Annotated in this window: 26 protein-coding genes and 1 pseudogene; 11 read left to right on the top strand and 16 right to left on the bottom strand. The window is 73.4% G+C overall.

Annotated features, from left to right (window positions below; genetic code table 11):
* Window positions 1-16: 16 nt before the first annotated feature.
* Window positions 17-538 carry a universal stress protein gene (locus tag IH25_RS0112240; RefSeq protein WP_030607446.1) on the top strand — a complete coding sequence of 174 codons (522 nt, stop codon included), beginning with the start codon at window positions 17-19 and terminating at the stop codon, window positions 536-538.
* Window positions 539-709: 171 nt separating this feature from the next.
* On the opposite strand, the gene IH25_RS0112235 is transcribed toward IH25_RS0112240, so the two are convergent.
* Window positions 710-1,678, bottom strand: coding sequence for an aldo/keto reductase (locus IH25_RS0112235; RefSeq protein ID WP_030607443.1), 969 nt, complete (start codon window positions 1,676-1,678; stop codon window positions 710-712).
* Between the two features lie 148 nt (window positions 1,679-1,826).
* Between IH25_RS0112235 and IH25_RS0112230 the strand changes: the two genes are divergently transcribed.
* The gene (locus IH25_RS0112230; protein WP_030607441.1) at window positions 1,827-2,669 is read left to right on the top strand and encodes an endo alpha-1,4 polygalactosaminidase; all 843 of its coding nucleotides are present in this window, start codon (window positions 1,827-1,829) and stop codon (window positions 2,667-2,669) included.
* Between the two features lie 54 nt (window positions 2,670-2,723).
* Here the strand turns inward: IH25_RS0112230 and IH25_RS0112225 are convergent, their stop codons facing one another.
* Both IH25_RS0112225 and IH25_RS0112220 read right to left on the bottom strand, forming a co-directional pair.
* On the bottom strand, window positions 2,724-2,924 hold the full coding sequence (locus tag IH25_RS0112225) for a ferredoxin (RefSeq protein ID WP_030607438.1): 201 nt from the start codon (window positions 2,922-2,924) through the stop codon (window positions 2,724-2,726).
* An 18-nt stretch (window positions 2,925-2,942) separates the two neighbouring features.
* Window positions 2,943-4,172: a cytochrome P450 gene (locus IH25_RS0112220; RefSeq protein WP_030607433.1), complete on the bottom strand. Its 1,230-nt coding sequence runs from the start codon at window positions 4,170-4,172 to the stop codon at window positions 2,943-2,945.
* Between the two features lie 343 nt (window positions 4,173-4,515).
* On the opposite strand from IH25_RS0112220, the gene IH25_RS0112215 reads away from it, so the two are divergent.
* Window positions 4,516-4,980, top strand: a complete 465-nt coding sequence (locus tag IH25_RS0112215) for a nitroreductase family deazaflavin-dependent oxidoreductase (RefSeq protein WP_030607429.1) — start codon at window positions 4,516-4,518, stop codon at window positions 4,978-4,980.
* Window positions 4,981-5,060: 80 nt separating this feature from the next.
* Here IH25_RS0112215 and IH25_RS0112210 read toward each other — a convergent pair whose 3' ends face one another.
* A complete protein-coding gene (locus IH25_RS0112210; RefSeq protein WP_030607426.1) occupies window positions 5,061-5,987 on the bottom strand; it encodes a cation diffusion facilitator family transporter in 927 nt (308 codons plus the stop codon).
* A gap of 364 nt (window positions 5,988-6,351) precedes the next feature.
* Here IH25_RS0112210 and IH25_RS0112205 point away from each other — a divergent pair, with 364 nt between their 5' ends.
* Together IH25_RS0112205 and IH25_RS0112200 are read left to right on the top strand one after the other, a co-directional pair.
* Entirely contained in the window at window positions 6,352-7,368 is a 1,017-nt protein-coding gene (locus tag IH25_RS0112205; RefSeq protein WP_030607424.1) for a glutathione S-transferase family protein, read from the top strand.
* Between the two features lie 28 nt (window positions 7,369-7,396).
* A complete protein-coding gene (locus tag IH25_RS0112200) occupies window positions 7,397-7,705 on the top strand; it encodes a DUF4235 domain-containing protein (RefSeq protein ID WP_030607422.1) in 309 nt (102 codons plus the stop codon).
* Window positions 7,706-7,772: 67 nt separating this feature from the next.
* Here the strand turns inward: IH25_RS0112200 and IH25_RS0112195 are convergent, their stop codons facing one another.
* Window positions 7,773-8,237, bottom strand: coding sequence for a pyridoxamine 5'-phosphate oxidase family protein (locus IH25_RS0112195; RefSeq protein ID WP_030607420.1), 465 nt, complete (start codon window positions 8,235-8,237; stop codon window positions 7,773-7,775).
* Between the two features lie 89 nt (window positions 8,238-8,326).
* Window positions 8,327-8,754, bottom strand: a pseudogene (locus IH25_RS39310) (helix-turn-helix domain-containing protein); the annotation flags it as partial.
* A 203-nt stretch (window positions 8,755-8,957) separates the two neighbouring features.
* Between IH25_RS39310 and IH25_RS0112185 the strand changes: the two are divergent.
* On the top strand, window positions 8,958-9,329 hold the full coding sequence (locus tag IH25_RS0112185) for an anti-sigma factor antagonist (RefSeq protein WP_030607418.1): 372 nt from the start codon (window positions 8,958-8,960) through the stop codon (window positions 9,327-9,329).
* 45 nt (window positions 9,330-9,374) lie between these two features.
* Here IH25_RS0112185 and IH25_RS0112180 read toward each other — a convergent pair whose 3' ends face one another.
* The 6 genes from IH25_RS0112180 to IH25_RS0112155 are packed head-to-tail and all read right to left on the bottom strand — an operon-like array spanning window position 9,375 to window position 13,194.
* Window positions 9,375-11,126, bottom strand: a complete 1,752-nt coding sequence (locus IH25_RS0112180; RefSeq protein ID WP_030607417.1) for a complex I subunit 5 family protein — start codon at window positions 11,124-11,126, stop codon at window positions 9,375-9,377.
* Window positions 11,126-11,473 carry a sodium:proton antiporter gene (locus tag IH25_RS0112175; RefSeq protein ID WP_030607416.1) on the bottom strand — a complete coding sequence of 116 codons (348 nt, stop codon included), beginning with the start codon at window positions 11,471-11,473 and terminating at the stop codon, window positions 11,126-11,128. Before IH25_RS0112175 ends, IH25_RS0112180 begins: the two co-directional genes overlap by 1 nt.
* Window positions 11,474-11,507: 34 nt before the next feature.
* On the bottom strand, window positions 11,508-12,245 hold the full coding sequence (locus tag IH25_RS0112170) for an MnhB domain-containing protein (protein ID WP_030607415.1): 738 nt from the start codon (window positions 12,243-12,245) through the stop codon (window positions 11,508-11,510).
* A 52-nt stretch (window positions 12,246-12,297) separates the two neighbouring features.
* Window positions 12,298-12,558: a Na(+)/H(+) antiporter subunit B gene (locus tag IH25_RS0112165; protein WP_030607414.1), complete on the bottom strand. Its 261-nt coding sequence runs from the start codon at window positions 12,556-12,558 to the stop codon at window positions 12,298-12,300.
* Window positions 12,551-13,003: a monovalent cation/H+ antiporter complex subunit F gene (locus IH25_RS0112160; RefSeq protein ID WP_030607408.1), complete on the bottom strand. Its 453-nt coding sequence runs from the start codon at window positions 13,001-13,003 to the stop codon at window positions 12,551-12,553. Before IH25_RS0112160 ends, IH25_RS0112165 begins: the two co-directional genes overlap by 8 nt.
* Window positions 13,000-13,194 carry a hypothetical protein gene (locus IH25_RS0112155; RefSeq protein ID WP_030607405.1) on the bottom strand — a complete coding sequence of 65 codons (195 nt, stop codon included), beginning with the start codon at window positions 13,192-13,194 and terminating at the stop codon, window positions 13,000-13,002. Before IH25_RS0112155 ends, IH25_RS0112160 begins: the two co-directional genes overlap by 4 nt.
* 364 nt (window positions 13,195-13,558) lie before the next feature.
* Here IH25_RS0112155 and IH25_RS0112150 point away from each other — a divergent pair, with 364 nt between their 5' ends.
* On the top strand, window positions 13,559-14,791 hold the full coding sequence (locus IH25_RS0112150) for a glycoside hydrolase family 16 protein (RefSeq protein WP_030607402.1): 1,233 nt from the start codon (window positions 13,559-13,561) through the stop codon (window positions 14,789-14,791).
* Window positions 14,792-14,800: 9 nt separating this feature from the next.
* On the opposite strand, the gene IH25_RS0112145 is transcribed toward IH25_RS0112150, so the two are convergent.
* Together IH25_RS0112145 and IH25_RS0112140 are read right to left on the bottom strand one after the other, a co-directional pair.
* Entirely contained in the window at window positions 14,801-15,046 is a 246-nt protein-coding gene (locus IH25_RS0112145) for a hypothetical protein (protein WP_030607398.1), read from the bottom strand.
* A gap of 99 nt (window positions 15,047-15,145) precedes the next feature.
* Window positions 15,146-15,934 carry an SDR family oxidoreductase gene (locus IH25_RS0112140; protein ID WP_051753893.1) on the bottom strand — a complete coding sequence of 263 codons (789 nt, stop codon included), beginning with the start codon at window positions 15,932-15,934 and terminating at the stop codon, window positions 15,146-15,148.
* A 154-nt stretch (window positions 15,935-16,088) separates the two neighbouring features.
* Between IH25_RS0112140 and IH25_RS0112135 the strand changes: the two genes are divergently transcribed.
* Together IH25_RS0112135 and IH25_RS0112130 are read left to right on the top strand one after the other, a co-directional pair.
* Window positions 16,089-17,126 (top strand): PHP domain-containing protein, encoded by a 1,038-nt coding sequence (locus IH25_RS0112135; RefSeq protein WP_030607394.1) that lies wholly within the window; start codon window positions 16,089-16,091, stop codon window positions 17,124-17,126.
* A gap of 187 nt (window positions 17,127-17,313) precedes the next feature.
* Window positions 17,314-17,970, top strand: coding sequence for an HAD family hydrolase (locus IH25_RS0112130; protein WP_030607392.1), 657 nt, complete (start codon window positions 17,314-17,316; stop codon window positions 17,968-17,970).
* 308 nt (window positions 17,971-18,278) lie between these two features.
* On the opposite strand, the gene IH25_RS0112125 is transcribed toward IH25_RS0112130, so the two are convergent.
* Window positions 18,279-18,863 (bottom strand): helix-turn-helix domain-containing protein, encoded by a 585-nt coding sequence (locus IH25_RS0112125; RefSeq protein ID WP_030607390.1) that lies wholly within the window; start codon window positions 18,861-18,863, stop codon window positions 18,279-18,281.
* Window positions 18,864-19,096: 233 nt separating this feature from the next.
* On the opposite strand from IH25_RS0112125, the gene IH25_RS0112120 reads away from it, so the two are divergent.
* On the top strand, window positions 19,097-19,744 hold the full coding sequence (locus IH25_RS0112120) for an FMN-binding negative transcriptional regulator (protein WP_030607388.1): 648 nt from the start codon (window positions 19,097-19,099) through the stop codon (window positions 19,742-19,744).
* Window positions 19,745-19,869: 125 nt separating this feature from the next.
* Window positions 19,870-20,577: a B3/B4 domain-containing protein gene (locus tag IH25_RS0112115; protein ID WP_030607387.1), complete on the top strand. Its 708-nt coding sequence runs from the start codon at window positions 19,870-19,872 to the stop codon at window positions 20,575-20,577.
* Between the two features lie 90 nt (window positions 20,578-20,667).
* Here the strand turns inward: IH25_RS0112115 and IH25_RS0112110 are convergent, their stop codons facing one another.
* A complete protein-coding gene (locus IH25_RS0112110; RefSeq protein ID WP_245172767.1) occupies window positions 20,668-21,162 on the bottom strand; it encodes a hypothetical protein in 495 nt (164 codons plus the stop codon).
* Window positions 21,163-21,324: the final 162 nt, after the last annotated feature.

The raw sequence follows: 21,324 nt of genomic DNA, 5'->3' as shown, positions 1-21,324 counted from the left end.
GCGGGAGGTTCGGCGGATGCGGGTGATCGCCTGGCTGGTGGAGGGCACCTGGCCGGCCTGTGTGGACGCGGTGCGCGCACACGCGCCGGGGGCCGCCGAGGTGGTGCTGCTCCATGTGAGCGGACCCGAGGTGGCGGCGGTGGCGCACGGCGCCTTCGACGGGCTGCTGGGACGCGGTCACCGGTCGGGGCACCACCCGGCCGAGGGCTGGGAGCGGGATCCGGGGGACCGGCTGGAGGCGCTCGGCGGCACCTCGGCGTCCGCGCTGCTGGACGCGGCGGCCCGGCGGCTGGGCCGGCCCTGTGTGCGCGAGGAGCGCTCGGGCCGGGCCGAGCGGGAGGTGGTGGCCGCCGCCGAGGGGGCGGGGCTGCTGGTACTGGCGCGGGACGGGGACCGGTCCCGGCTCGGGCCGAAGAGCCTCGGTCCCGCCGTCCGGTTCGCCGTCGACCACGCGCCCTGCCCGGTCCTGCTGGTGTGGCCGGAACCGGCCCCCGGCCTGACCACGATGCCGCCACCGCCACCGCACCCCCGGCCGTGACCCGGCGGCCCGATACGAACGGCCGTCACCGGTGCGCGAGGCCGTACCGGCAGCCCCGCCAACCGGTCGTGACGGCCACTCCGCGCCGCCTTCCCACCGCCGCGCCGTCGCTCACGCCCGCCCCGCCCGGCCCGCCGACCTCGCCCCGCCCGACGGGCCGGCCCCGTGCGGTCAGTGGCCGCTGACCGCGCGCGGGGTGTACGGCCGCTGGAGCTCCTCGATCTCCTCGCCGGTCAGCTCCAGCTGGACCGCGGCCACCGCGTCCTCGATGTGCCGCGGCTTGGAGGCGCCGACGATCGGCGCCGTCACGGTGTCCTGGTGCAGCAGCCAGGCGAGGGCCACCTGGGCGCGCGGCACGCCCCGGCCGGCCGCGATCCGGGTGACCGCCTCGACGATCGCGCGGTCGCTCTCCAGGTACAGCCGGCTGCCGAAGTCGTCGGTGGCGCTGCGTCCGGTGACGGTGCCCCAGTCCCGGGTGAGCCGGCCCCGGGCGAGCGGGCTCCACGGCAGCACGCCGACGCCCTGGTCCGCGCACAGCGGCAGCATCTCCCGCTCCTCCTCGCGGTAGAGCAGGTTGTAGTGGTTCTGCATGGAGACGAACGTCGTCCAGCCGTGCCGCTCGGCGGTGTACTGCGCCTTGGCGAACTCCCACGCGTACATCGAACTGGCGCCGAGATAGCGGACCTTGCCCGCCTTGACCAGGTCGTGCAGCGCCTCCATCGTCTCCTCGATCGGTGTGGCGTGGTCGTAGCGGTGGATCTGGTAGAGGTCGACGTAGTCGGTGCCGAGGCGGCGCAGGCTGTGGTCGATCTCGGTCATGATGGCCTTGCGGGACAGCCCGGCGCCGTTGGGGCCGGGCCGCATCCGGCCGTGCACCTTCGTGGCCAGCACGATCTCGTCACGGCGGGCGAAGTCGCGCAGGGCCTTGCCGACGATCTCCTCGCTGGTGCCGTCGGAGTAGACGTTCGCGGTGTCGAAGAAGTTCACGCCCGCCTCGAGCGCCTGCCGGATCAGCGGCCGGGACGCCTCCTCGTCGAGCGTCCACTCGTGCGTGCCGCGGTCCGGCACCCCGTACGTCATACAGCCCAGACAGATCCGTGACACGTCCAGGCCCGTGGAACCGAGCTTCACGTACTGCATCGTTACCGCTCCCGCCGTCGAGACGATGATCACTGGCGAGCCTACGCCGAGGCCCGGGAAGCGACTTGACGACGGGAGCGTACGGACGATTTGATCCTGGACGTGCCGCGCCGCCCGGCGTGGGCAGGATGGAGCGGACTTGCCCCCCATGGGTGATCCCCGCGCCCACAGGCCGCGTACGGCCCTGGGCGCCTTGGCAGCGGCCCTGGCCGTCGCGGTGTCGGCGCTGGCCGGCTGCGCCTCCGGCGACCGGGACGAGGACGGTTCCGGCAGGCCCGCCGCGGTGCGGCTGCCCCCGAAGGGCGCCGGCTTCGACTACCAGATCGGCGGCGCCTACCCGCCCCCCAAGGGCGTGCGCGTGGTCAGCCGCGACCGGTCCGACTCCCCCGCCCCGGGCCTGTACAACATCTGCTACGTCAACGCCTTCCAGGCCCAGCCGGCCGAGCGCTCCTCCTGGCCGGCCGATCTGCTGCTGCGCGACAAGCACGGCAGGCTCGTCATCGACGAGGACTGGGACGAGCCGTTGCTGGACATCCGCACCCCGGCCAAGCGGGAGCGGGTGGCGAAGCGGGTCAACGGCTGGATCGACGGCTGCGCGGACAAGGGCTTCGACGCCGTCGAACCCGACAACTACGACAGCTACACCCGCTCCGACGGGCTGCTGACCCCGGCGGACGCGACCGCGTTCATGGCCCTGCTGTCCCGGCACGCGCACGCCCGGCACCTGGCCATCGCGCAGAAGAACACCGCGGAACTGGCCGGTCGGCGCGAGCGGGCCGGACTGGACTTCGCGGTGACGGAGGAGTGCGGCCAGTACGACGAGTGCGGGGTGTACGCCAAGGCGTTCGACGACCGGGTGGTGGACATCGAGTACACCGGCCACGGCCTGGACGCGGCCCGCGCCCGCTGGGGCGGCCGGCTCAGCATCGTCCGCCGGGACCGGGACGTGTCCACCCCGGGCAGCGCGGCCTACGTCCGCGCCGTGCGGTAGGGCACCGCCACGGCGGTACGGCGGGACCGGGGTCACGCCGTACCGCCGTACCCGTCAGGCGGTGCGCTCTCGTACGGTGATGGCGCTGACCGGGCAGGCGCGGGCGGCCTCCCGGACCATCGGGTCGGTGACGCCGTTCTCCCGGCCGGGCAGCAGGGTGCTGTAGCCGTCGTCGTCCTGGGTGAAGACGCCCGGTGCCGCCAGCGCGCACTGCCCGGCGCCGATACAGACGTCCTGGTCGATGTCGATGTCCATGTGCATGAGCGAAGCCTCTTACCAGGTCACGGGGAGTTCCAGCATCCCCTGGATCGTGTCGCCCGGTTTGAAGGGGATCTCCTCGGCCGGAGCGGCGAGCCGCAGCCCGGGCAACCGGGTGAACAGGCTGCCGAGGGCGATCTCCAGCTCCGCGCGCGCCAGGTTCTGGCCCAGGCACTGGTGGATGCCGAAGCCGAACGCCACGTGGTGCCGGTCGGCGCGGTGGAAGTCCAGCGCGTCGGGGTCGTCGTAGACGGCCGTGTCCCGGTTGATGACCGAGGTGGAGAACAGGACGCCGTCGCCGGCCCGGATGGTGGTGCCGGCGATCTCGACGTCCTCCAGCGCCACCCGTTGCAGCCCCTCGGCGATGGACAGCATCCGCATCAGTTCCTCGACGACGGCGGGCAGCAGCGCGGGGTCGGCCCGCAGCTCGGCCAGCCGGTCGGGGTGCTGGAGCAGGGTGTAGGTGCCCAGGGAGATCATGTTGGCGGTCGTCTCGTGCCCGGCGACCAACAGGATCACGGCGAGCGACACCAGGTCACCCCGGTCCAGTTCGCCCTCGCGGAGCCGGTGGTGGACGAGGTCGTCCAGAATGCCGTCGCCGGGCTCGGCCTCCTTGGCCTTGGCGTCGATCAGGTCGCCGAGGAACCGCTCCAGCCGGTCCCGGGCGTCCAGGGTGTCGGCGCTGGTCGGCCCGCGCAGCAGCCGGCGGGACTGCTCCTCGAAGAACTCGTGGTCGGCGTAGGGCACGCCGAGCAGGCCGCAGATGACCATGGACGGCACGGGCAGCGCGAAGGCGGAGACCAGTTCGGCCCCCGGCCCCCGCTCGATCATCGCGTCCAGCAGTTCGTCCACGATCCGCTGGATCCAGGGGCGCAGCGCGGTGGCGCGTTTGAGGGTGAACGACGGGATCAGCATCCGGCGCTGCCGGTGGTGCTCGGGATCGTCCACCCCGAGCAGGGCCACCTTGCGGTCGCGGCCGGCCTCGAAGCGGGGGGTGGGCACGGGGAAGCCGTCGCGGCGGCGGTCGGTGGACAGCCGCGGGTCGGCGAGCAGGGCGCGGGCGGTGGCCTGGCCGGTGACCAGCCAGGCCTCGCGGCCGTCGTAGAGGGTGACGCGGGACAGGGGTCGCCCGTCGCGCAGCGGGTCGTATCCGGTGGGGGGGTGGTAGGGACAGGTGCGGTCCTGGGGGAAGGCGACGGGTTCGGCCTCGGCAGCCGGGCCGGTGATGTCCGTCAGTTCCGTCATGGAAAGACCTCGCAGACGAGTGAGGTGCGTCGTGCCGATCTTCATTAGATGCCCCAGGCATCTATGGGTCGACGGGAAGTTCGGCCACTTCGGCGGCCTTCGTGTTCTGGCCGAAGTACCCCGGCTCCGGGGGGCGGGAACCGGCCACCGCCAGGGGCGGCGGACAGGGATGTTCCGCTGCCCCGCTGGGCAATGATCACGTCGTGGACTACTGTGCCGCCGCGGTAGGGGTGGCGCGACGACCGGTGGGCCGTTGACCGCGCGCGGTACGGATGTTTCCGGCGGCCACGGTTGTTGACGGCCGTGCGGATGTCCGCCGGACGGATGAAAGGAAACGGATCCCATGCCTCTTGAGGGCGAGTACGAGCCAAGCCCGGAACAGTGGGTGCGCGAGCAGGTCGAGTTGTACGAGAGCTCCGGCGGGACGGAGGGGACGACGCTGCTTGACACCGGGCTGCCGGTGATCGTGCTGACCACCCGGGGCGCCAAGAGCGGCAAGCTCCGCAAGACGCCGCTGATGCGGGTGGAGCACGAGGGCCGGTACGCGGTGGTCGCCTCCGTCGGCGGTGCGCCCAAGCACCCGGTCTGGTATTTCAACGTCAAGGCCGACCCGCACGTCGAGTTGCAGGACGGCCCGGTGAAGCGGGACATGCGGGCCCGGGAGGTCACCGGGGCGGAGAAGGCCGGCTGGTGGGAGCGGGCCGTGGCCGCGTACCCGCCGTACGCCGACTACCAGAAGAAGACCTCCCGGGAGATCCCCGTCTTCGTGCTGGAGCCGTTCGACGAGGACTCCCCCGGGCAGAGCTGATTTCCGGCCGCCGACCGCTGCGTTTCAGAAAAATCTGTTCTGGGCGCGTGTGAAGCGGCTACCGGCCGGGCAATCGTTCGTCAGGCCCCGCCGCGTTCCCCCGTCGCGGCGGGGCTTTCCGCTGCCCCGCCCGGGGACCCGTCCGTGACGTCGAGAAAGATCTGGCCGACGTCCGGGAACGTCCGGGCGAGGGACCGCTTGATACGGTCGGCGACCACCTCGACGCGTTCGCTGTCCAGGCCCGGTACCAGGTCGATGCGGGCCGCGACCAGGGTGGAGTCAAGCCCCAGCTTCATGGTGAACAGCGCCTCCACGCTGTCGATCTCCGGCTGCGCCCGCAGCAGCGCCCCGATCCTGCCGCTCAGCTCCGGGTCGGCGGCCTCCCCGATCAGCTGGTCCCGGGCGTCGCGGCCGAGCCGGTAGGCGACGTAGACCAGCAGCACCCCGATGGCCAGCGACGCGGACGCCTCCCAGACGGCCTGCCCGGTCACCATGTGCAGGGCCATGCCCACCAGGGCGAGGGTCACGCCGAGGACCGCCGTGCCGTCCTCGGCGACCACCGTGCGCAGCGCGGGATCGCGCAGCCCGCCGAGCCCGCCGCCCTGCCGGCGCACCTGGTGCAGGGCCCGCAGCAGCGAGCCGGCCTCGGCGACCAGCGCCACGCCCAGCACGATCAGGCCCGCCACATAGCCGCCGAACTCCTCCTCGGCGCCGCCGCGCAGCGCCTCGACGCCCTGCAGGAAGGAGAAGCAGCCGCCCATGACGAAGATGCCCACGGCGGCGAGCAGGGACCAGAAGAAGCGTTCCTTGCCGTAGCCGAACGGGTGCCGGGTGTCGGCCGGGCGGCGGCTGCGGCGCAGGGCGGCCAGCAGGAAGACCTCGTTGAGGCTGTCGGCGACCGAGTGCGCGGCCTCCGACAGCAGCGCGGGAGAGCCCGCGAGGACACCGCCGGCCGCCTTGGCCACGGCGATGACCAGGTTGGCCGCGAGCGCGACGAGGACGGTGATCCTGGTGGACCGGTCGCCCTTGGCCCCGGTCCGGGAGCCCGGGCCCGGGCCCGGGTCGCGGTCGGCGGGTTCGGGGCGGGGGTCCGTGTCGCGCTCGACGTGCCCAGGGGTGTCGGTGGGGCCGCCGGTTCCGTCGCCGCGGTGCGGCGGGCCACCGCGTCCCGGGTGAGCCCGTGGCGCGCCCGAAGGGGCGCCACGGGCCGGTCGGTGGGCGTCGTCGCCGTCCGTATGCGCGGCAGTCTGCCGGTTCGAGGATGTTCCGCTCACCTATCGCCGGTTGCCCCCGCCCCCGCGCCTCACACCGTGCGGTCCGCGCCAAACGGGGAACGCGTGGTCCAGGGACACCGGCCGGCGAGGAGGAGACATGGGCGGCGAGGGCAACAGCGCCTACGGGCACCGGACGTTCAGCAGGTCCAAGAGCCACTTCGACGACCGGATCACCGCCGACGGCCGGGACGGCTGGCCGGTGCGGGCGGGACGCTACCGGCTGGTGGTCTCCCGGGCCTGCCCGTGGGCGAGCCGCGCGGTGATCTCGCGCCGGCTGCTCGGGCTGGAGGACGCGCTGTCGCTGGCGGTCGCCGATCCGGTCCAGGACGACCGCAGCTGGCGGTTCACCCTGGACCCGGACGGCCGGGACCCGGTGCTCGGCATCCGGTTCCTGAGCGAGGCGTACGACCGGCGGGAGACCGGCTACCCGGGCGGCGTCAGCGTGCCCGCGATCGTGGACGTCCCCAGCGGGCGGCTGGTCACCAACGACTACCAGCGCATCACCCTGGACCTGGCCACCGAGTGGACCGCCCTGCACCGCCCCGGCGCGCCGGACCTGTACCCGGCCGCCCGGCGCGCGGAGATCGACGAGGTGATGGCCGAGGTGTACGAGGACGTGAACAACGGGGTCTACCGGGCCGGGTTCGCCACGCGGCAGCGGGAGTACGAGGAGGCGTGCGCGGCCGTCTTCCGGCGGCTGGAAGTGATCGGCGAGCGGCTGTCCAAGCAGCGTTATCTGGTCGGTGACACCCTCACGGAAGCGGACATCCGGCTGTTCACCACCCTCGTCCGGTTCGACGCCGTCTACCACGGCCATTTCAAGTGCAACCGCTGGAAGCTGGCGGAGCACCCGGTGCTGTGGGCGTATGCCCGTGACCTGTTCCAGACGCCGGGTTTCGGTGACACGGTCGACTTCGACCACATCAAGCGGCACTACTACCAGGTGCACACCGGCATCAACCCCACCGGGATCGTGCCGCTCGGCCCGGATCTCGGCGGCTGGCTGACCGAGCACCACCGGGCGGAGCTGGGCGGCCGGCCGTTCGGTGACGGCACGCCGCCGGGGCCGGTGCCGCCGGGCGAACGGGTGGCCCCCCGAGGCCGGCCCGCATGAGGGCCGCCCGACGAGGAAGGAGTCACACATGACCAAGAAAGACAAGCACAAGAAGAAGCTCCCGCTGGTCTACCAGCCGTTCGGATTCGCGCTGAGCTGGGCGGGCGGCGCGCTGGCCGGGCTGGCGTTCCGCAAGGCGTGGAAGGTGATCCGGCACGAGGACGACGCGCCCGACGCGCTGGACCCGGACCGCGGCTGGGGCGAGATCCTGCTGGCGGCGGCGGTCCAGGGGGCGATCTTCGCGGTGGTGCGCAGCGCTGTGGACCGCACCGGCGCGAAGGCCATCGCCCGCTCGACGGGCGTATGGCCGGCGACGGACAAGGGCGGCCGGGACTGACCGACGGGCTGACCGACGCCGGCATGGGGTGGCCGGGACCCACGAGGCCCGGCCCCCGCGCCCGGGGTCAGCCGGCGGCCAGCCACCGCCCGTCGCGCATCAGCTCGCCGCCGTGCGGTTCGTCCTCCTCCCGCCGGTCCTGGACCCACTGCGGGACGACTCTGAAGTACAGGTGACGGTCGGCCAGCCGGCGCGGGTCGAAACCGGTCTTGCCCTCGAAGACCTCGGCGTCCTCCTCGGGGAGGTCCTCGGGGGTCACCGCCTGGGCGATGCCCTCGATCAGGACGACGTCCCGGGCGGAGCCGATACCGAGCCGGGCCCTGCCGGTGGTCACGAGGCCGCGGCCGGTGGGGCTGTCGGCCTCGGTGGCGATCAGCAGCGAGGTGCCGTCCCACACGAACGGCAGCGGCACGAGATGGGGCGCCGCACCGTCGGGGGCGGCGGTGGCGACCCACACGTCGACGTCGTGCTCCAGCCGGTGGAGGGCGTCCTTCGTGCGCTGGGCGACGGAACGGGCGGGGGGCGTGGTCATGGCGTACAGCCTCCTCTGTTCGCTGGTCGTCCCGTTCAGTGTGGGCACGGGCCCGCGGCCTCCGCACGGCGTCGGTCCGGGCGGGCGGGTCAGCGGGTCTGCCGGAAGGTGCGGCGGTGGGCCTGGGGGGACACTCCGATCGCCGCGTACAGGGGCTGGCGCAGCGAGGCGCCGGTGGCGAGGCCGACCTCGGCGGCGATCCGGTCCACCGGCGGGTCGCCGGCCTCCAGCGGGTGCCGGGCGCGGGCCACCCGCTGCTGGATCAGCCAGCGGCCGGGGCTGAGGCCGACCTCGTCGTTGAAGCGGCGGACGAAGGTGAAGGGGGCACGACACAGCGGCGGGCGACGGTGTTGGCCAGTTCGCTGCCGTGGTCGGTGCGGACGATGTGCAGACAGATGTCGACGCCGGAGGCCGCGCCGGCGGAGGTGAGCACGCGGCCGTCGGCGACGAACAGGACGTCGGGGTCCAGGTCCACCCTCGGGTAGCGGCGGCGGAAGGCGTCGGCCGGCTGCCCGTGCGGACGACTTCCGTACCGAGGCCGGCCGGCGGGGCGTGCGGGCGGTGTGGATGCTGGCGGACTGAGCGGGCCCCGGAGCCAGCCCCGCGACACGCCGCGAACTCCAAGACATATGTCAATCGAACATGCTCAAATTCCGTCCGACAACGGTAACTTGACGGTCGGAAAACGATGTCGGTGTGCGGGTGGGAGGTGGTGCCGAGGTGCGACACGAACCTGTATCCCTCACCCGGCAGCTGGGCGTGTACGCCTACCGCGGGCACACGGTGCTGGAGTTACGGGGCGACATCGACCTCGTCGCCGCGGAGGAGATCGGTCCGTTCCTCGACCGGGTCACCGGCCGGGCCGGTGTGCGGGCCGTGCTCGATCTGCGGCCGGTGGAGTTCTTCGACGGCTCGGGGCTGCGGCTGCTGTACCGGGCGCGCTCCCGCGTGCTGGAGCGCGGCGGACAGCTGCACCTGGTGTGCACGCGCCCGCTGACGCTGCGGGTCATCCGGATCACCGGCCTCGCCCGGCTGCTGCCCCCGCAGCCCGGCCTGGACGCCGCGCTGGACCGTGCGGACGGGTTGCCGTGAGCAGGGGCGCGGGACACGGCGCGTCCCCGGGCGGCCCGCGGCGGCTCAGGAACCCAGCACTCCCGGCAGGGCCAGCGCCCCCAGCACGGTCGTGCCCACCAGCAGCCAGGCCACGTAGTCGCCGACGTGCCCGGACTGCAGTCGCCTGAGGGGCGCGGCCCAGCCGGGCGCGGCGGTCCAGTCCGGACGCGTGACGGCGAGACCGGCCAGCGCCACGGCCAGCGCGGTGGAGGCCACCCCCAGCAGCACGCCGTGCGCGGTCCAGTGCGCGCCGCCCGAGCCGGCCGGGCCGACGGAGCGGGCCACCAGCGCACCGAAGCCGGGGACCACGCCCATGGCGAGGGCGGCGGCGAGCAGCACGGCGGGCACGGTGGTCATGGTGTCCGGGACCCGGCTCAGCAGGCCGGTGGTCTCGGGCTCCTCGTGCGAGCCGCTGGTCTCGTACTCCGCGTCCCGGGGGCGGGGCCCGAGGCCGAGGAAGACCCGGGCGGTGACCCGCAGCACCGCGCCCGCGGTGATCGCGGAGGCGGCCACGTAGACCACCGTGAGCGGGCCGCCGACCGCCTCCTCGGCGACCGCCTTGCCGAGGGCCGTGCCGAACGGCGGCAGGCCGGCCAGGCCCAGGGCGCCGACGGCGCACATCACGCCGGTCGCGCGCAGCGGTCGGCCCCGGCCGTGCAGGGAGTGTTCGTCGACGCTGCCGAACCGGTCCAGCAGGGCGCCCGCGCAGGCGAACAGCGCGGCCTTCACCCCGGCGTGCCCGAGGAGGTACAGGGCGACGCCGTCGTCCGCCTCGGGGGTGAGCACGCCGAGGCCGACGAGGAACAGTCCGGTGTGGGCGACGGTGGAGTAGGCGAGGAGCCGTTTGATGTGCCGCTGGTACCAGCACATGACGGCGCCGGTCACGGCGGTGAGGGCGCCGAGGGTGACCAGCGCCCGGGTCAGGTCGGCGGCGGGGATGCCGCCGGGTCCGGCGAAGACGGTGCCGTACACCCGCCACACGCCGTAGGCGCCGAGTTCGACCATGACGCCGGACAGCAGCATGCAGACCGGGGTGGGGGCGACGGCGTGCGCGTCGGGCAGCCAGAAGTGGAAGGGCACGGCCGCCGCCTTGACCAGCAGTCCGGTGAGCACCAGCACGAAGGAGGCCAGGACCAGCGCGTCCGGTCCGCCGGGTCCGGCCGCGTCCAGGCCGTGGCCGATCCGCGCCATGGCCAGTTCGCCGGTACGGGCGTACAGCAGGGCGATGCCCATCAACAGGGCGTACGCGCCCAGGGAGTTGACGATGCCGAAGGTGAGGGCGCCCTGGACGGCCTTGGCCTCGTCGATGCGGTAGCCGGTCAGGGCGTACGCCACCACGCTCATCAGCTCGAAGAACACGAACGCGTTGAACAGGTCGCCGGCGAGGGCGAATCCGCACATGGCGCCCTGGAAGACCAGCATCAGCGCGGTGTACGCGCCGGTGTGGCCGTGCGGGGGCGCGTCGAAGTAGCGCCAGGAGTAGGCGAGGGCGGCGAGGGTGAGCAGCGAGGCCAGCGTGGCCATGCCGAGGGCCGGGCCGTCCCCGACGACGAGGATGCCGACGCTCTCCCGGCCGGCGGGCGGCCAGGCGCCGACCCATTCGGTCAGCGGTGGGGCGGAGTTCAGCAGCAGGACGAGGGCGAGGGCGGCGGTGCCTCCGCAGACCGTGAACCCGGTGATCTCGACGGCGACGCGGGGCAGCCGGCGGCCGGTGGCCACCAGCAGGGCGGCGCCGAGCAGCGGGAGGGCGACGAGCAGCGGGAGCAGGTGGCGCATCAGCCGCGCAGCTCCCGCAGTTCGTCGGGGTCGACCGTGCCGTGCCGCTTGGCGATCTGCAGTACGAGGGCGAGCAGCAGCGCGGTGACGGTGGCGCCGACGACGATGTCGGTGAGGGTGAGGGCCTGCACCACCGGGTCGACCACCGGGCGGGAGCCGGGCCGGATGTCGGAGAAGACGGGCGCGGTGCCGCCGTCGCGGTACCCGACCGCGAGCAGCAGGACGTAGGTGGCGGACTGGCACACCGCGAGGCAGCCCACGGCGTGGATGAGGTTGCGGCTGGTGGCGAGTCCGTAGCAGCCGGTCAGGAAGAGGTGGACGGCCACCAGGTACGGCAGGACGTGCATCACGGTGTGCGCCTTCCGGGTTCGTCCGCGGTGTTCAACTGCCGTGCTCCTCCTCGATCTCGACGGCCTGGTCCAGGAAGTGGGCGAGCAGCACGACGGCCGCGCTCGCCACCTCCATGCCGATGGCCGCGTTCAGCAGCGGGACGGTGCCGCCGGACGACAGCGTGTTGAACGTGCCGTAGGGCAGCAGCGTGTTGGCCAGGAAGGCGGTGCCGGCCAGGACCGGGGCGAGGCCCAGGACGAGGTAGGCGCCGGTGGCGAGCGCGTCGGTGGTCTCGTAGACACCGAGCGGGCGGACGCGTTCCAGCGCGCCGTAGTCGGCGCCGAGGTAGAGCAGGTGCAGGGCGGTCGCGGCGACGACCCCGCCCTGGAAGCCGCCGCCGGGGCTGAGCTGGCCGTGGGCGATGACGTAGAGGCCGGTGACCAGGGCGACGGGCAGCACGAGCAGGGCGTAGCGGCGCACCGGGCGGGCCACCCCGGCGGGTTCGGGCGGGGCGCGGTGCTCGTCGCGGGCCTGGCGCAGCAGCACCACGCAGCCGAGCACGGCGGCGAACAGGATGCTCATCTCGCCGAGGGTGTCGTAGGCGCGCTGGTCGAAGTTGACGGAGGCGACGGTGTTGGCGGTGTGCCGCAGGAGGGAGGCGTGGACGGCCCGGTCGCCGTACGGATGGCGGTCGCCGCCGAAGCCGGGCAGGTCGAGGCAGGCGGCGACGAGCAGGGCGGCGAGCCCGGCGCCGCCGACGGCCAGCAACCACAGCCGCAGCCGGTTCACTTCGGCCCCTTCCTCGTTCGGCCCCGCTTCGTCACGCGGTCCCGCGGCCGGTTCACTCCGGCTCCTTCCTCGCGCGGCCCCGCCGTCTGACCTTGCGCACCGACAGCATGATCAGCAGCGGGGTGAGGGCCGAGCCGACGGCGAGCTGGGACAGGCCCACGTCCGGGGCCTGGAGCACGGTGAACAGCGCGGCCAGCAGCACGCCCATGAAGGACAGCACCAGCGCCTGGCGGGCGGGGTCGCGCTGGGCCACGGCCGCGGTGGCGGAGGCGGCGACGAGCAGCAGGGCGACGACGATCAGCGCGTCAGCCACCCCGCACCCCCTGGAACCCGTCGGCCAGTGCCCGGGAGGCGATGATGTTGCCGCCGATCAGCAGGGCGCCGGTCACCAGCAGTTTCACCAGGGCGCGGCCGGGGCCGACGGCCACACACACCGCGAGCACGACGGCCGCGCCGGCTCCCGCCGCCGTCCAGGTCAGGACCCGGGCGCTCGGGGGCCCGTCGGACAGGTCGTCGGAGAGCAGCCGGGCGAAGACCAGCGTGCCGACCGGGCCGAGCAGGGCGAGCAGCAGGGCGAGATCGACGTAGGCGGGGCGGCCGTAGCCCTGGGAGAGGAGCAGCAGGGCCGGGCAGACGGCGGAGGTGGTCATGTTCTGGGCGATCACCCGGCGGGCCGGCGGGCCGGTGGTCACGCCCCACAGCGCGGCGGTCCCGCCCGCGCCGAGCAGGACGGCCGCCGCGAGGTTCCAGCCGTTCACCGCCAGGTCACCGCCCGCCGGCCGGCCCGGGCCAGGAGCGCGCCCACGGCGGCGCAGCCGGCCCCGACGATCCGTTCCAGGGTGTCGACGGTCGTGATCAGCACCAGCCACAGCAGCGCCAGCGCCGCCCACCAGGCCAGGAGTTCACCGGCGGCCAGGAGGACCGCGCGGGGGGCCGTACGGCGGTTCATGCGGCACCTCCTCGGTGCGTCGCGCAGGAATTCGCGGCGATGTGTCCGGAATGCCGCTGGGGGCATCCAAGCATCGCGGGACCCGCGCGCGAGCGGCGGCACGCGGGCCCGCGCCCGGAGTGCCCCGGAGGCGCGAACGGAAACCCGGGCGGGTCCGACCGGGCAACCGGCGGGCAGGACGGAGCAACCGGCGGGCAGGACCGGGAAGTTGCCGCCGGGGCGGCGGTGGCGCCCGTGCCGACCAGTGTCGGGATCTGGTCCGTACCAGGGTATTGACGCCCCCTTATCTCACCCCTTAAATCAAGACACGCATCCCCGCGGGACCGGAATCCCCCACGACGACCCCCACGAGAAACGGAGAGCCATGGCCTCCCCACGCCTGCTCCGCAGATGTCTCCTCGCCGCCCTGTCCGCGGCGCTGATCGGTTCCGCCGCTGTCGGTCCGGCGCGCGCCGAGAGCGCCGCCCCGGCGGCCGCGGCCGTCACCACCTTCTCCGACACCTTCGACGGGCCCGCGGGCGCGGCGGTCGACGGCTCCAAGTGGACGCTGGAGACCGGCGACAACGTCAACAACCACGAGCGGCAGTACTACACCTCGGGCACGAAGAACGCGGCCCTGGACGGCCAGGGCCATCTGGTGATCACGGCCCGCAAGGAGAACCCGGCCGGCTACCAGTGCTGGTACGGCAGCTGCCAGTACACCTCGGCCCGGCTGAACACCGCCGGCAAGTTCACCGCCCAGTACGGCCATGTCGAGGCGCGCATGAAGATCCCGCGCGGACAGGGCATGTGGCCGGCGTTCTGGATGCTCGGCACCCCGGTCAACTGGCCGGACTCGGGCGAGATCGACGTGATGGAGAACGTCGGCTTCGAACCGTCGACCGTGCACGGCACCATCCACGGCCCCGGCTACTCCGGCTCGGGCGGCATAGGCGCGGGCTACACCCTGCCGAACGGGCAGGCCTTCGCGGACGCCTTCCACACCTTCGCCGTCGACTGGGCGCCGGACTCGATCACCTGGTCGGTGGACGGGAACGTCTACCAGCGCCGCACGCCCGCCGATCTGGGCGGCAAGACCTGGGTGTTCAACAAGCCGTTCTTCCTGATCCTGAACCTCGCGGTCGGCGGCTACTGGCCCGGCGACCCGGACGGCTCCACGCAGTTCCCGCAGACGCTGGTGGTGGACTCGGTGTCGGTGACGACGAGCGACAGCGCCGCCGGGGTGCCGATCCGGGGCCTTGCGGGCAAGTGCGTGGACGTGGCCGGCGCGAACCCCGCCAACGGCACCCCGGTCCAGCTCTACGACTGCAACGGCACGAACGCGCAGGCGTGGACCGTGGGCTCGGACGGCACGCTGCGGGCGCTCGGCAAGTGCCTGGACGTCAGCAGCGGCGGCACCGCCGACGGCACACCCGTCCAGCTGTGGGACTGCAACGGCAGCGCCGCCCAGAAGTGGGCCCTGCCGGCGGCCCGCGACATCGTCAACCCGCAGGCGAACAAGTGCCTCGACGTCACTGGGAACAACTCGGCCAACGGGACCCGGCTGCAGATCTGGACCTGCACGGGCGCGGCCAACCAGAAGTGGACGGTCGGCTGAACCGTCCGTTCAGCGCGGCCGCCAGGTGTACTTGTCCCCGCCCACGAACCGGATCACGTCCGGATCGTCGAGATCGTGAATGGGGATGCCGTGGGAGGCCGCCGCCTCCAGGACGTCGGTGACGTTCCTGGCCGCACCGACCACCTGACCGTCGATCTCCATGATCCGGAACGGCGGCTCACCCGGCTTGCCCGGGCACACGCCGAGGACCAGGATCCGCGGGTGGGATATGTGGGGAGCTGCTTGTTCGGTCATGGAATAGAGCCTAGAACGCTCGGCGGGCCGACGGGCGGTCCACGGCGGCCGGCCGCCCGCCCGTGACCGGCCGCCCCGGCCACGGCCGCGGGCGGCCGGTCACGGGCGGCGCCAGTCGTCGCTGGTCAGATGGGATCCGGCCTGCGGGCCCATGCGCAGCATGCCGCCGTCGACGCTCCAGGAGGCGCCGGTGACGTACGAGGCGTCGGGGCTCGCCAGGAACGCGATCACGGCGGCGACCTCGCGGGCGTCGCCGGGCCGGCCGAGCGGCACGCCGGGGCGGCGCACGGTGTGCACGTCGGTGTCCTCCTGGCCGGTCATCGGGGTGGCGATCTCGCCGGGCGCGACCGCGTTCACCGTGATGCCGTACTCGGCCAGCTCCAGGGCCATCACCTGGGTGAGCAGGCCGAGCCCGCCCTTGGCCGCGCAGTACGGGGCCGCGCCGACCCGGGGCTGGTGCTCGTGCACCGAGGTGACGTTGACGATCCGGCCGCCGTCACCCTGCTCGATCATCCGGCGCGCCGCCCGCTGGCCCAGCAGGAAGGGGCCGACGAGGTCGACGTCCAGGACCCGGCGCACATCCTCCAGGGCGAGGTCGAGGTACGGCGTCATGGTGCCCGTACCGGCGTTGTTGACCAGGACGTCGATCCGGCCCAGCTCCGCGCACAGCTCGTCCACGGTGTCGGCGGCCTCGGGCAGCCGGGTCAGGTCCAGCCGGGTCACGGCGGCGCGGCGGCCGTGCGCGCGGACCTGCTCGGCCGTCTCCTCGGCGCCCTTGTCGTCGGTGTGCCAGGTGATCCCGACGTCCAGGCCCGCCTCGGCCAGACGGACGGCGGTGGCGCGGCCGATGCCGGAGTCCGCGCCGGTGACGATGGCCGCTCGGGACATGACCGGTCTCCTCTCGGTGCGTGTGGGCATGGCAGTACCCGGCGCTCGGATGCGCAAACGGAGTGCGCCGTGGGGGGCCGGGGTGCCCGGTGGTGCGAGGCGGCGCGCGCGGTTCCCCGCGCCCCCGCCGGGCGCCGGTGTGAACCTTGAGTGCATGGAACCCGTCGCCGCGCTCGACCGGATCGCGTTTCTGCTGGAGCGGGCGCTCGCGCCCACCTACCGGGTACGGGCCTTCCGTACCGCCGCCCGGGCGCTGGCCGCGCTGCCCGGGGACGAGGTGGCCGAGCGGGCCGCCGCCGGGACGCTGGAGTCGCTGAAGGGGGTCGGGCCGAAGACCGCGCAGGTGGTGCGGGAGGCGCTGGCCGGTGAGGTGCCCGGTTATCTGCGCCGGCTTCAGGAGGAGGCCGGGGCGCCGCCCGAGGGGCCGGGGGCCGCGCTGCGGGCGCTGATCCGCGGGGACTGCCACACCCACTCGGACTGGTCCGACGGGGGCAGCCCGATCGAGGAGATGGGGCGGACGGCGGCCGCGCTGGGGCACGAGTGGGCGGCGCTCACCGACCACTCGCCCCGGCTGACCGTGGCCCGGGGCCTGTCGGCCGAACGGCTGCGGGAGCAGGTGGACGTGGTGGCGGAGCTGAACGCGCGCTGGGCGCCGTTCCGGCTGCTCACCGGCATCGAGTGCGACATCCTGGAGGACGGCTCGCTGGACCAGGAGCCAAAGCTGCTGGCGCGGCTCGACGTGGTCGTGGTCTCGGTGCACTCCAAGCTGCGGATGGACGCCCGGTCCATGACCCGCCGCATGGTGACCGCCGTGCGCGATCCGCACGCCGACGTCCTCGGGCACTGCACCGGGCGCCTGGTGACCGGGCGGGGGCGCCCGGAGTCGGCGTTCGACGCGGACGAGGTGTTCGCGGCGTGCGCCGAGTCGGGGACGGCGGTGGAGATCAACAGCCGCCCGGAGCGGCTGGACCCGCCGCGGCGGCTGCTGCGCCGGGCGGTCGAGGCGGGGGTGCTGTTCGCCGTCGACACCGACGCGCACGCGCCCGGCCAGCTGGACTGGCAGATCCTCGGCTGCGCCCGGGCCGAGGAGTGCGGGGTGCCGCCCGGGCGGGTGGTGACCACCTGGCCGGCCGAGGACCTGCTGGCCTGGACCCACGAGGGCCGCCTGCCGAGCCGGGCGACGGGTTCCTGACCCCGGGTGTGGCCGCCGTTCCGGCGGGCCCGCCGGCTCGCGACGCTCCGGGCTGCTCCCGCCCCGGGCCGCCCGACCGGTTCCTGTCCCGCCCGGCGTGGTGCCCTCGCGGCCCGCACGACGGGATTCCCGACCCGCTCCGCGTGGTACCCGCACCCGGAGCGAGCGCCAGGAAAGGAACCCCCGCATGGACCGAGCCGCCGTCTTCGATGTGGACGGAACCCTCGTCGACACCAACCACCTCCACGTCGTCACCTGGTGGGAGGCGTTCCGCCAGGCGGGGCACGAGGTGCCCATGCACGCCGTGCACCGGGCCGTCGGCCTGGGCTCCACGGACCTGATCGCCCACCTGCTCGGCGACGACCGCGACCGGGACCGGGACGACGAGCTGAGCGCCGCGCACACGGCGCTGTACGGGCAGTACTTCGACCGGCTGCCCGCCCTGCCGGGCGCCGGGGAGCTGCTGCGGCGGCTGCGCGGGGACGGCTGGACGGTGGTCCTCGCCACGTCGGCGAGCGGCGCCGAACTGGGCGCGCTGCGCCGGGCGATCGACGCGGACGACGCCATCACGGCCACGGCCAGCTCCGACGACGTCCAGGAGGGCAAGCCGGCCCCCGAGCCGGTGGAGCACGCCCTGGAACTGGCCGGGGTCCCGGCCTCGCGGGCGGTCTTCGTCGGGGACACCCTGTGGGACATGCGGGCGGGCAGCAAGGCCGGGGTGCGCTGCGTGGGGGTGCTGTGCGGCGGGATCCCCCGCGCGGATCTGGAGGAGGCCGGGGCGGAGACGGTGTACGCCGACCCCGCCGACCTGCTGGCACGGCTGGCCGGGAGCCCGCTGGCGTGAGCCGTGACGCAGGTCACGGGGGTGAACGGAACACCCCGGTGTGGTTGCCCGTTGAACAAACCGTGGGTGTGGACGGGACAGTGTCCCCGGGCCTCACCATTCGCCCACAGGGACGATCGTTCGGCTGAAGCCCTGTGGAGCCTTTCGCCGCGAGGCGACCGCCGTTCGCGCCCACCACCGACCGCCCCGGCCGTGAGTCCCCCGTCACGGCCGGGGCGTTTCCATGACCGCGCCCGGTCTCCGGGTCCTCGCGGCGGGAGTCGTGGACGCGGTTCCGGAAGGAGCCGGCGGTGTGCGGCCGGCGCGGGTCAGGCCGGGGAGCCGGGGCCGGGCGGAAGGTGGACGGTCATGATCAGGTGGCAGGTCCCGTTGCCCGCGCCCCGGTAGGTGTGGGGGACGTCTCCGTCGAAGGCGGCGGTCTGCCCGGCTTCCACCGGGTGCTCCGTACCGTCCACGATCAGCGTCATCCGGCCGGACGTGACGCTCACGGTCTCCACCACACCCGCCTGGTGGGGGTGGCTCGGGTACTCCTCGCCCGGCTCCAGTGTCCAGCGCCAGACCTCGGCCGGGGCCGGCCCCGCAGTGGTCAGCATGAGCCGGGCCTCACTCCCCCGCGGCCCGGTCCACAGCGGGGTCAGGTCACCGGCGGCCACGACCCGTACGCGCCCTTCGGTACGGCCCTCCAGCAGGGCGGAGACGGACACGCCGAGGGTGTCGGCCAGCCGCACCAGGGTGGCGAAGTTCGGATTCCCCTGGGCCTTCTCCAGCGCGACCAGGGCGCCCTTGCTGACCTGGGCCCGCCGGCCGAGTTCGTCCAGCGACAGACCCGCGCGCGTACGGGCCGCCCGGACGTTGCGCGCGAGCGTCCGCAGGGCCGCCGCGGTCTCCGTCATCCGATCACTTCCTCTATGGGGCACTGCACTGCACCGCTCGGTCGTTCGGTTGACACGGTCCGGTCGGTACGTTGTACGGTTCAGTCGTTCCATTGATAGTAAGGGATCGTGCTCGTGAGCGTTCTTCCGCCGGCCGGCCACGGAAGACGGCCCGTGCGGGCGCCGGAGCCCGCCGAGGACGTCGGCGTGTCCCTCTACCCCCGCCCATCCCCCTTTCCCGCCGGGAGAACCGCATGTTCATCCAGCCCTGGGACGCCGCCCTGGACGACGCCGAATGGCAGCACTGGATCGCCGACGGCCACGACTTCGGCCAACTCTGTGTCAACGGCCCGCCGGGCCTGCCGCCCGTCGTCGTCCCCACCCACTTCGTCCCCGACGACGGCCGTCTGCTGATCCATCTGGCCCGCCCCAACCCGGTCTGGAAGGCGATCGAGCACGACCCGGACGTCGTCCTCACCGTCGTCGGCGACTACGCCTTCATCCCCGGCCCCTGGCGCGCCAAGTCGGATATCCCGCCCACGGACGGCGTCCCCACCAGCTACTACGCCGCCGTGCAGTTCACCTGCCGGGCCCACATCATCGACGACCCCGAGGCCAAGGCCGACCTGCTGCGCCGTCAGATGGCACACTTCCAGCCCGACGGCGACCACGCCCCCATCGACCCCGACGAGCCCCCGTACGGCCGGATGCTGCCCGGCATCCGCGGCCTGCGCCTGGACATCGTCGACGTACGGGCCAAGTTCAAGTACGACGACCACAAGCCCGTCGAGCACCGCACCGCCGTGGCCGACCGCCTCACCCGCCGCGGCCAGGGCCTCGACCTGCCCACCGCCCGCCGGCAACTGCACCGACTGGACCGCGTGGGCACCTGGACCCCCTGACCTCCGCCCCCGCCACCCGGCACCCTCACCCGGCACGCGGCACCTGGCACCGGCTCTCACCCGCACCCACACCCGCACCCGCACCCGCACCCGCACCCGCACCCGCACGAAACAGGATCACGCCCATGACCGCCTTCCGCATCAGTCCCGCCGTCGCGGACGCCTTCCCCGACACGCTCATCGCCCTGGTCGCCGTCACCGGCCTGCGCGGCCACGAACCCTGGCCCGCCACCGTGACGGCCGTCGAGGACCTGGAGCGGCAGCTCGCCGCCGGCACCTGGCAGCCGGCCGACGAGACGGACCCGCGTATCGAGGCCTGGCACGCGGCCTACCGCTCGTTCGGCACCAACCCCCGTCGCATCCGCCCCAGCGTCGACGCGCTCGGCCGCCGCATGGCCAAGAAGGGCGGTCTGCCGCGGATCAACCCGGCCGTCGACTCCTACAATGCCGTCTCCGTCCGCCACGGCCTGCCCGCGGGCGCCTTCGACCTCGACCACGTCACCGGCGCCGTCGACATCCGCCACGCCGAAGGGGCCGAGGAGTTCACCCCGCTCGGCGAGCCCGACACGGTCGAGACCCCGAAGCCCGGTGAGATCATCTACGCCGACGCCACCGGCGTGCTGACCCGCCACTGGAACCACCGCGACGCCCACCGCACCCGTGTCACCGAGGACTCGACGCGTGTCGCCTTCGTCCTGGAAACCCTCCACGCCACCCGCGACGGCCACCTGCTCAAGACGGCGGCGGAGGAACTCCAGGACCTGCTCGCCCCCCACGGTGACCGGACGGCAGTCCACTACCTCAGCCCCGCACACCCCCGCATCGACATCTGAGGCCAAGGCCACTCAAGGCCCTGCCGGCGGACAGCGTCGGACCCGGGGAATACGATTCCGCGAGGCGGCCCGCCCGTCGGCAACGCCCGCCTAGAGCGCGGCGAATTCGGCCGTGGCGCCGTCTCCGTCGAGATTGAATCCGAATTTCTCGGCGACCAAGGTGGTGCCGTCGCTGAAGTAGAGCGTGACGCGGGCGACGTCGATGGTCCAGTTGTCGTTGCCGTTCGTCTTGATCCACATGCGGACCCGGAAGCCGGAGCAGTCCGACTTCCCTGTGCCCGGCGCCTCCACCACGAGCGGGACGATGTGATGGGAGTCGTCGTTGTACGTGGTCATGTCCTTGCCGGAGCTGTCCGCGTTGTTGATCGAGGCCAGCAGTGACCTGTCGTCACTCGTCTTGACGGTGATGTAGATACCGGTGTCGTGGTCCTTGTTGTCGCCGTCACCGGTGAGCGTGAAAAGCTCGGCACGGCTCAAGGTCGGCACCGCGCAGAACCCCTCGCCACCGCCGTTACACGCCGCGGCCACCGGCTGGACGGCGTCGGCGAGTTCCTGACCCGAACCGTCCTCTTCGAGACTGGTCACGTTTCCCCCTGCGCGTCTGACGCGAATTCGGTCCCTCGTGATGTACCCTTACGAATTTCCCCCAACAGTCGCGACAAAGAAGAAAGGATTCCGCCGAACTAGGTCATATTTAATGACCGGAAGCGGTGACCAAAGCCCGCTCCGTAGAGCAGCATGACGCGC

The organism is Streptomyces achromogenes subsp. achromogenes (assembly GCF_000720835.1).
Taxonomy (GTDB): domain Bacteria; phylum Actinomycetota; class Actinomycetes; order Streptomycetales; family Streptomycetaceae; genus Streptomyces; species Streptomyces achromogenes.
Note: the sequence above shows the minus strand (reverse complement) of the source record. Positions and strands in the feature narration are given on the sequence as shown.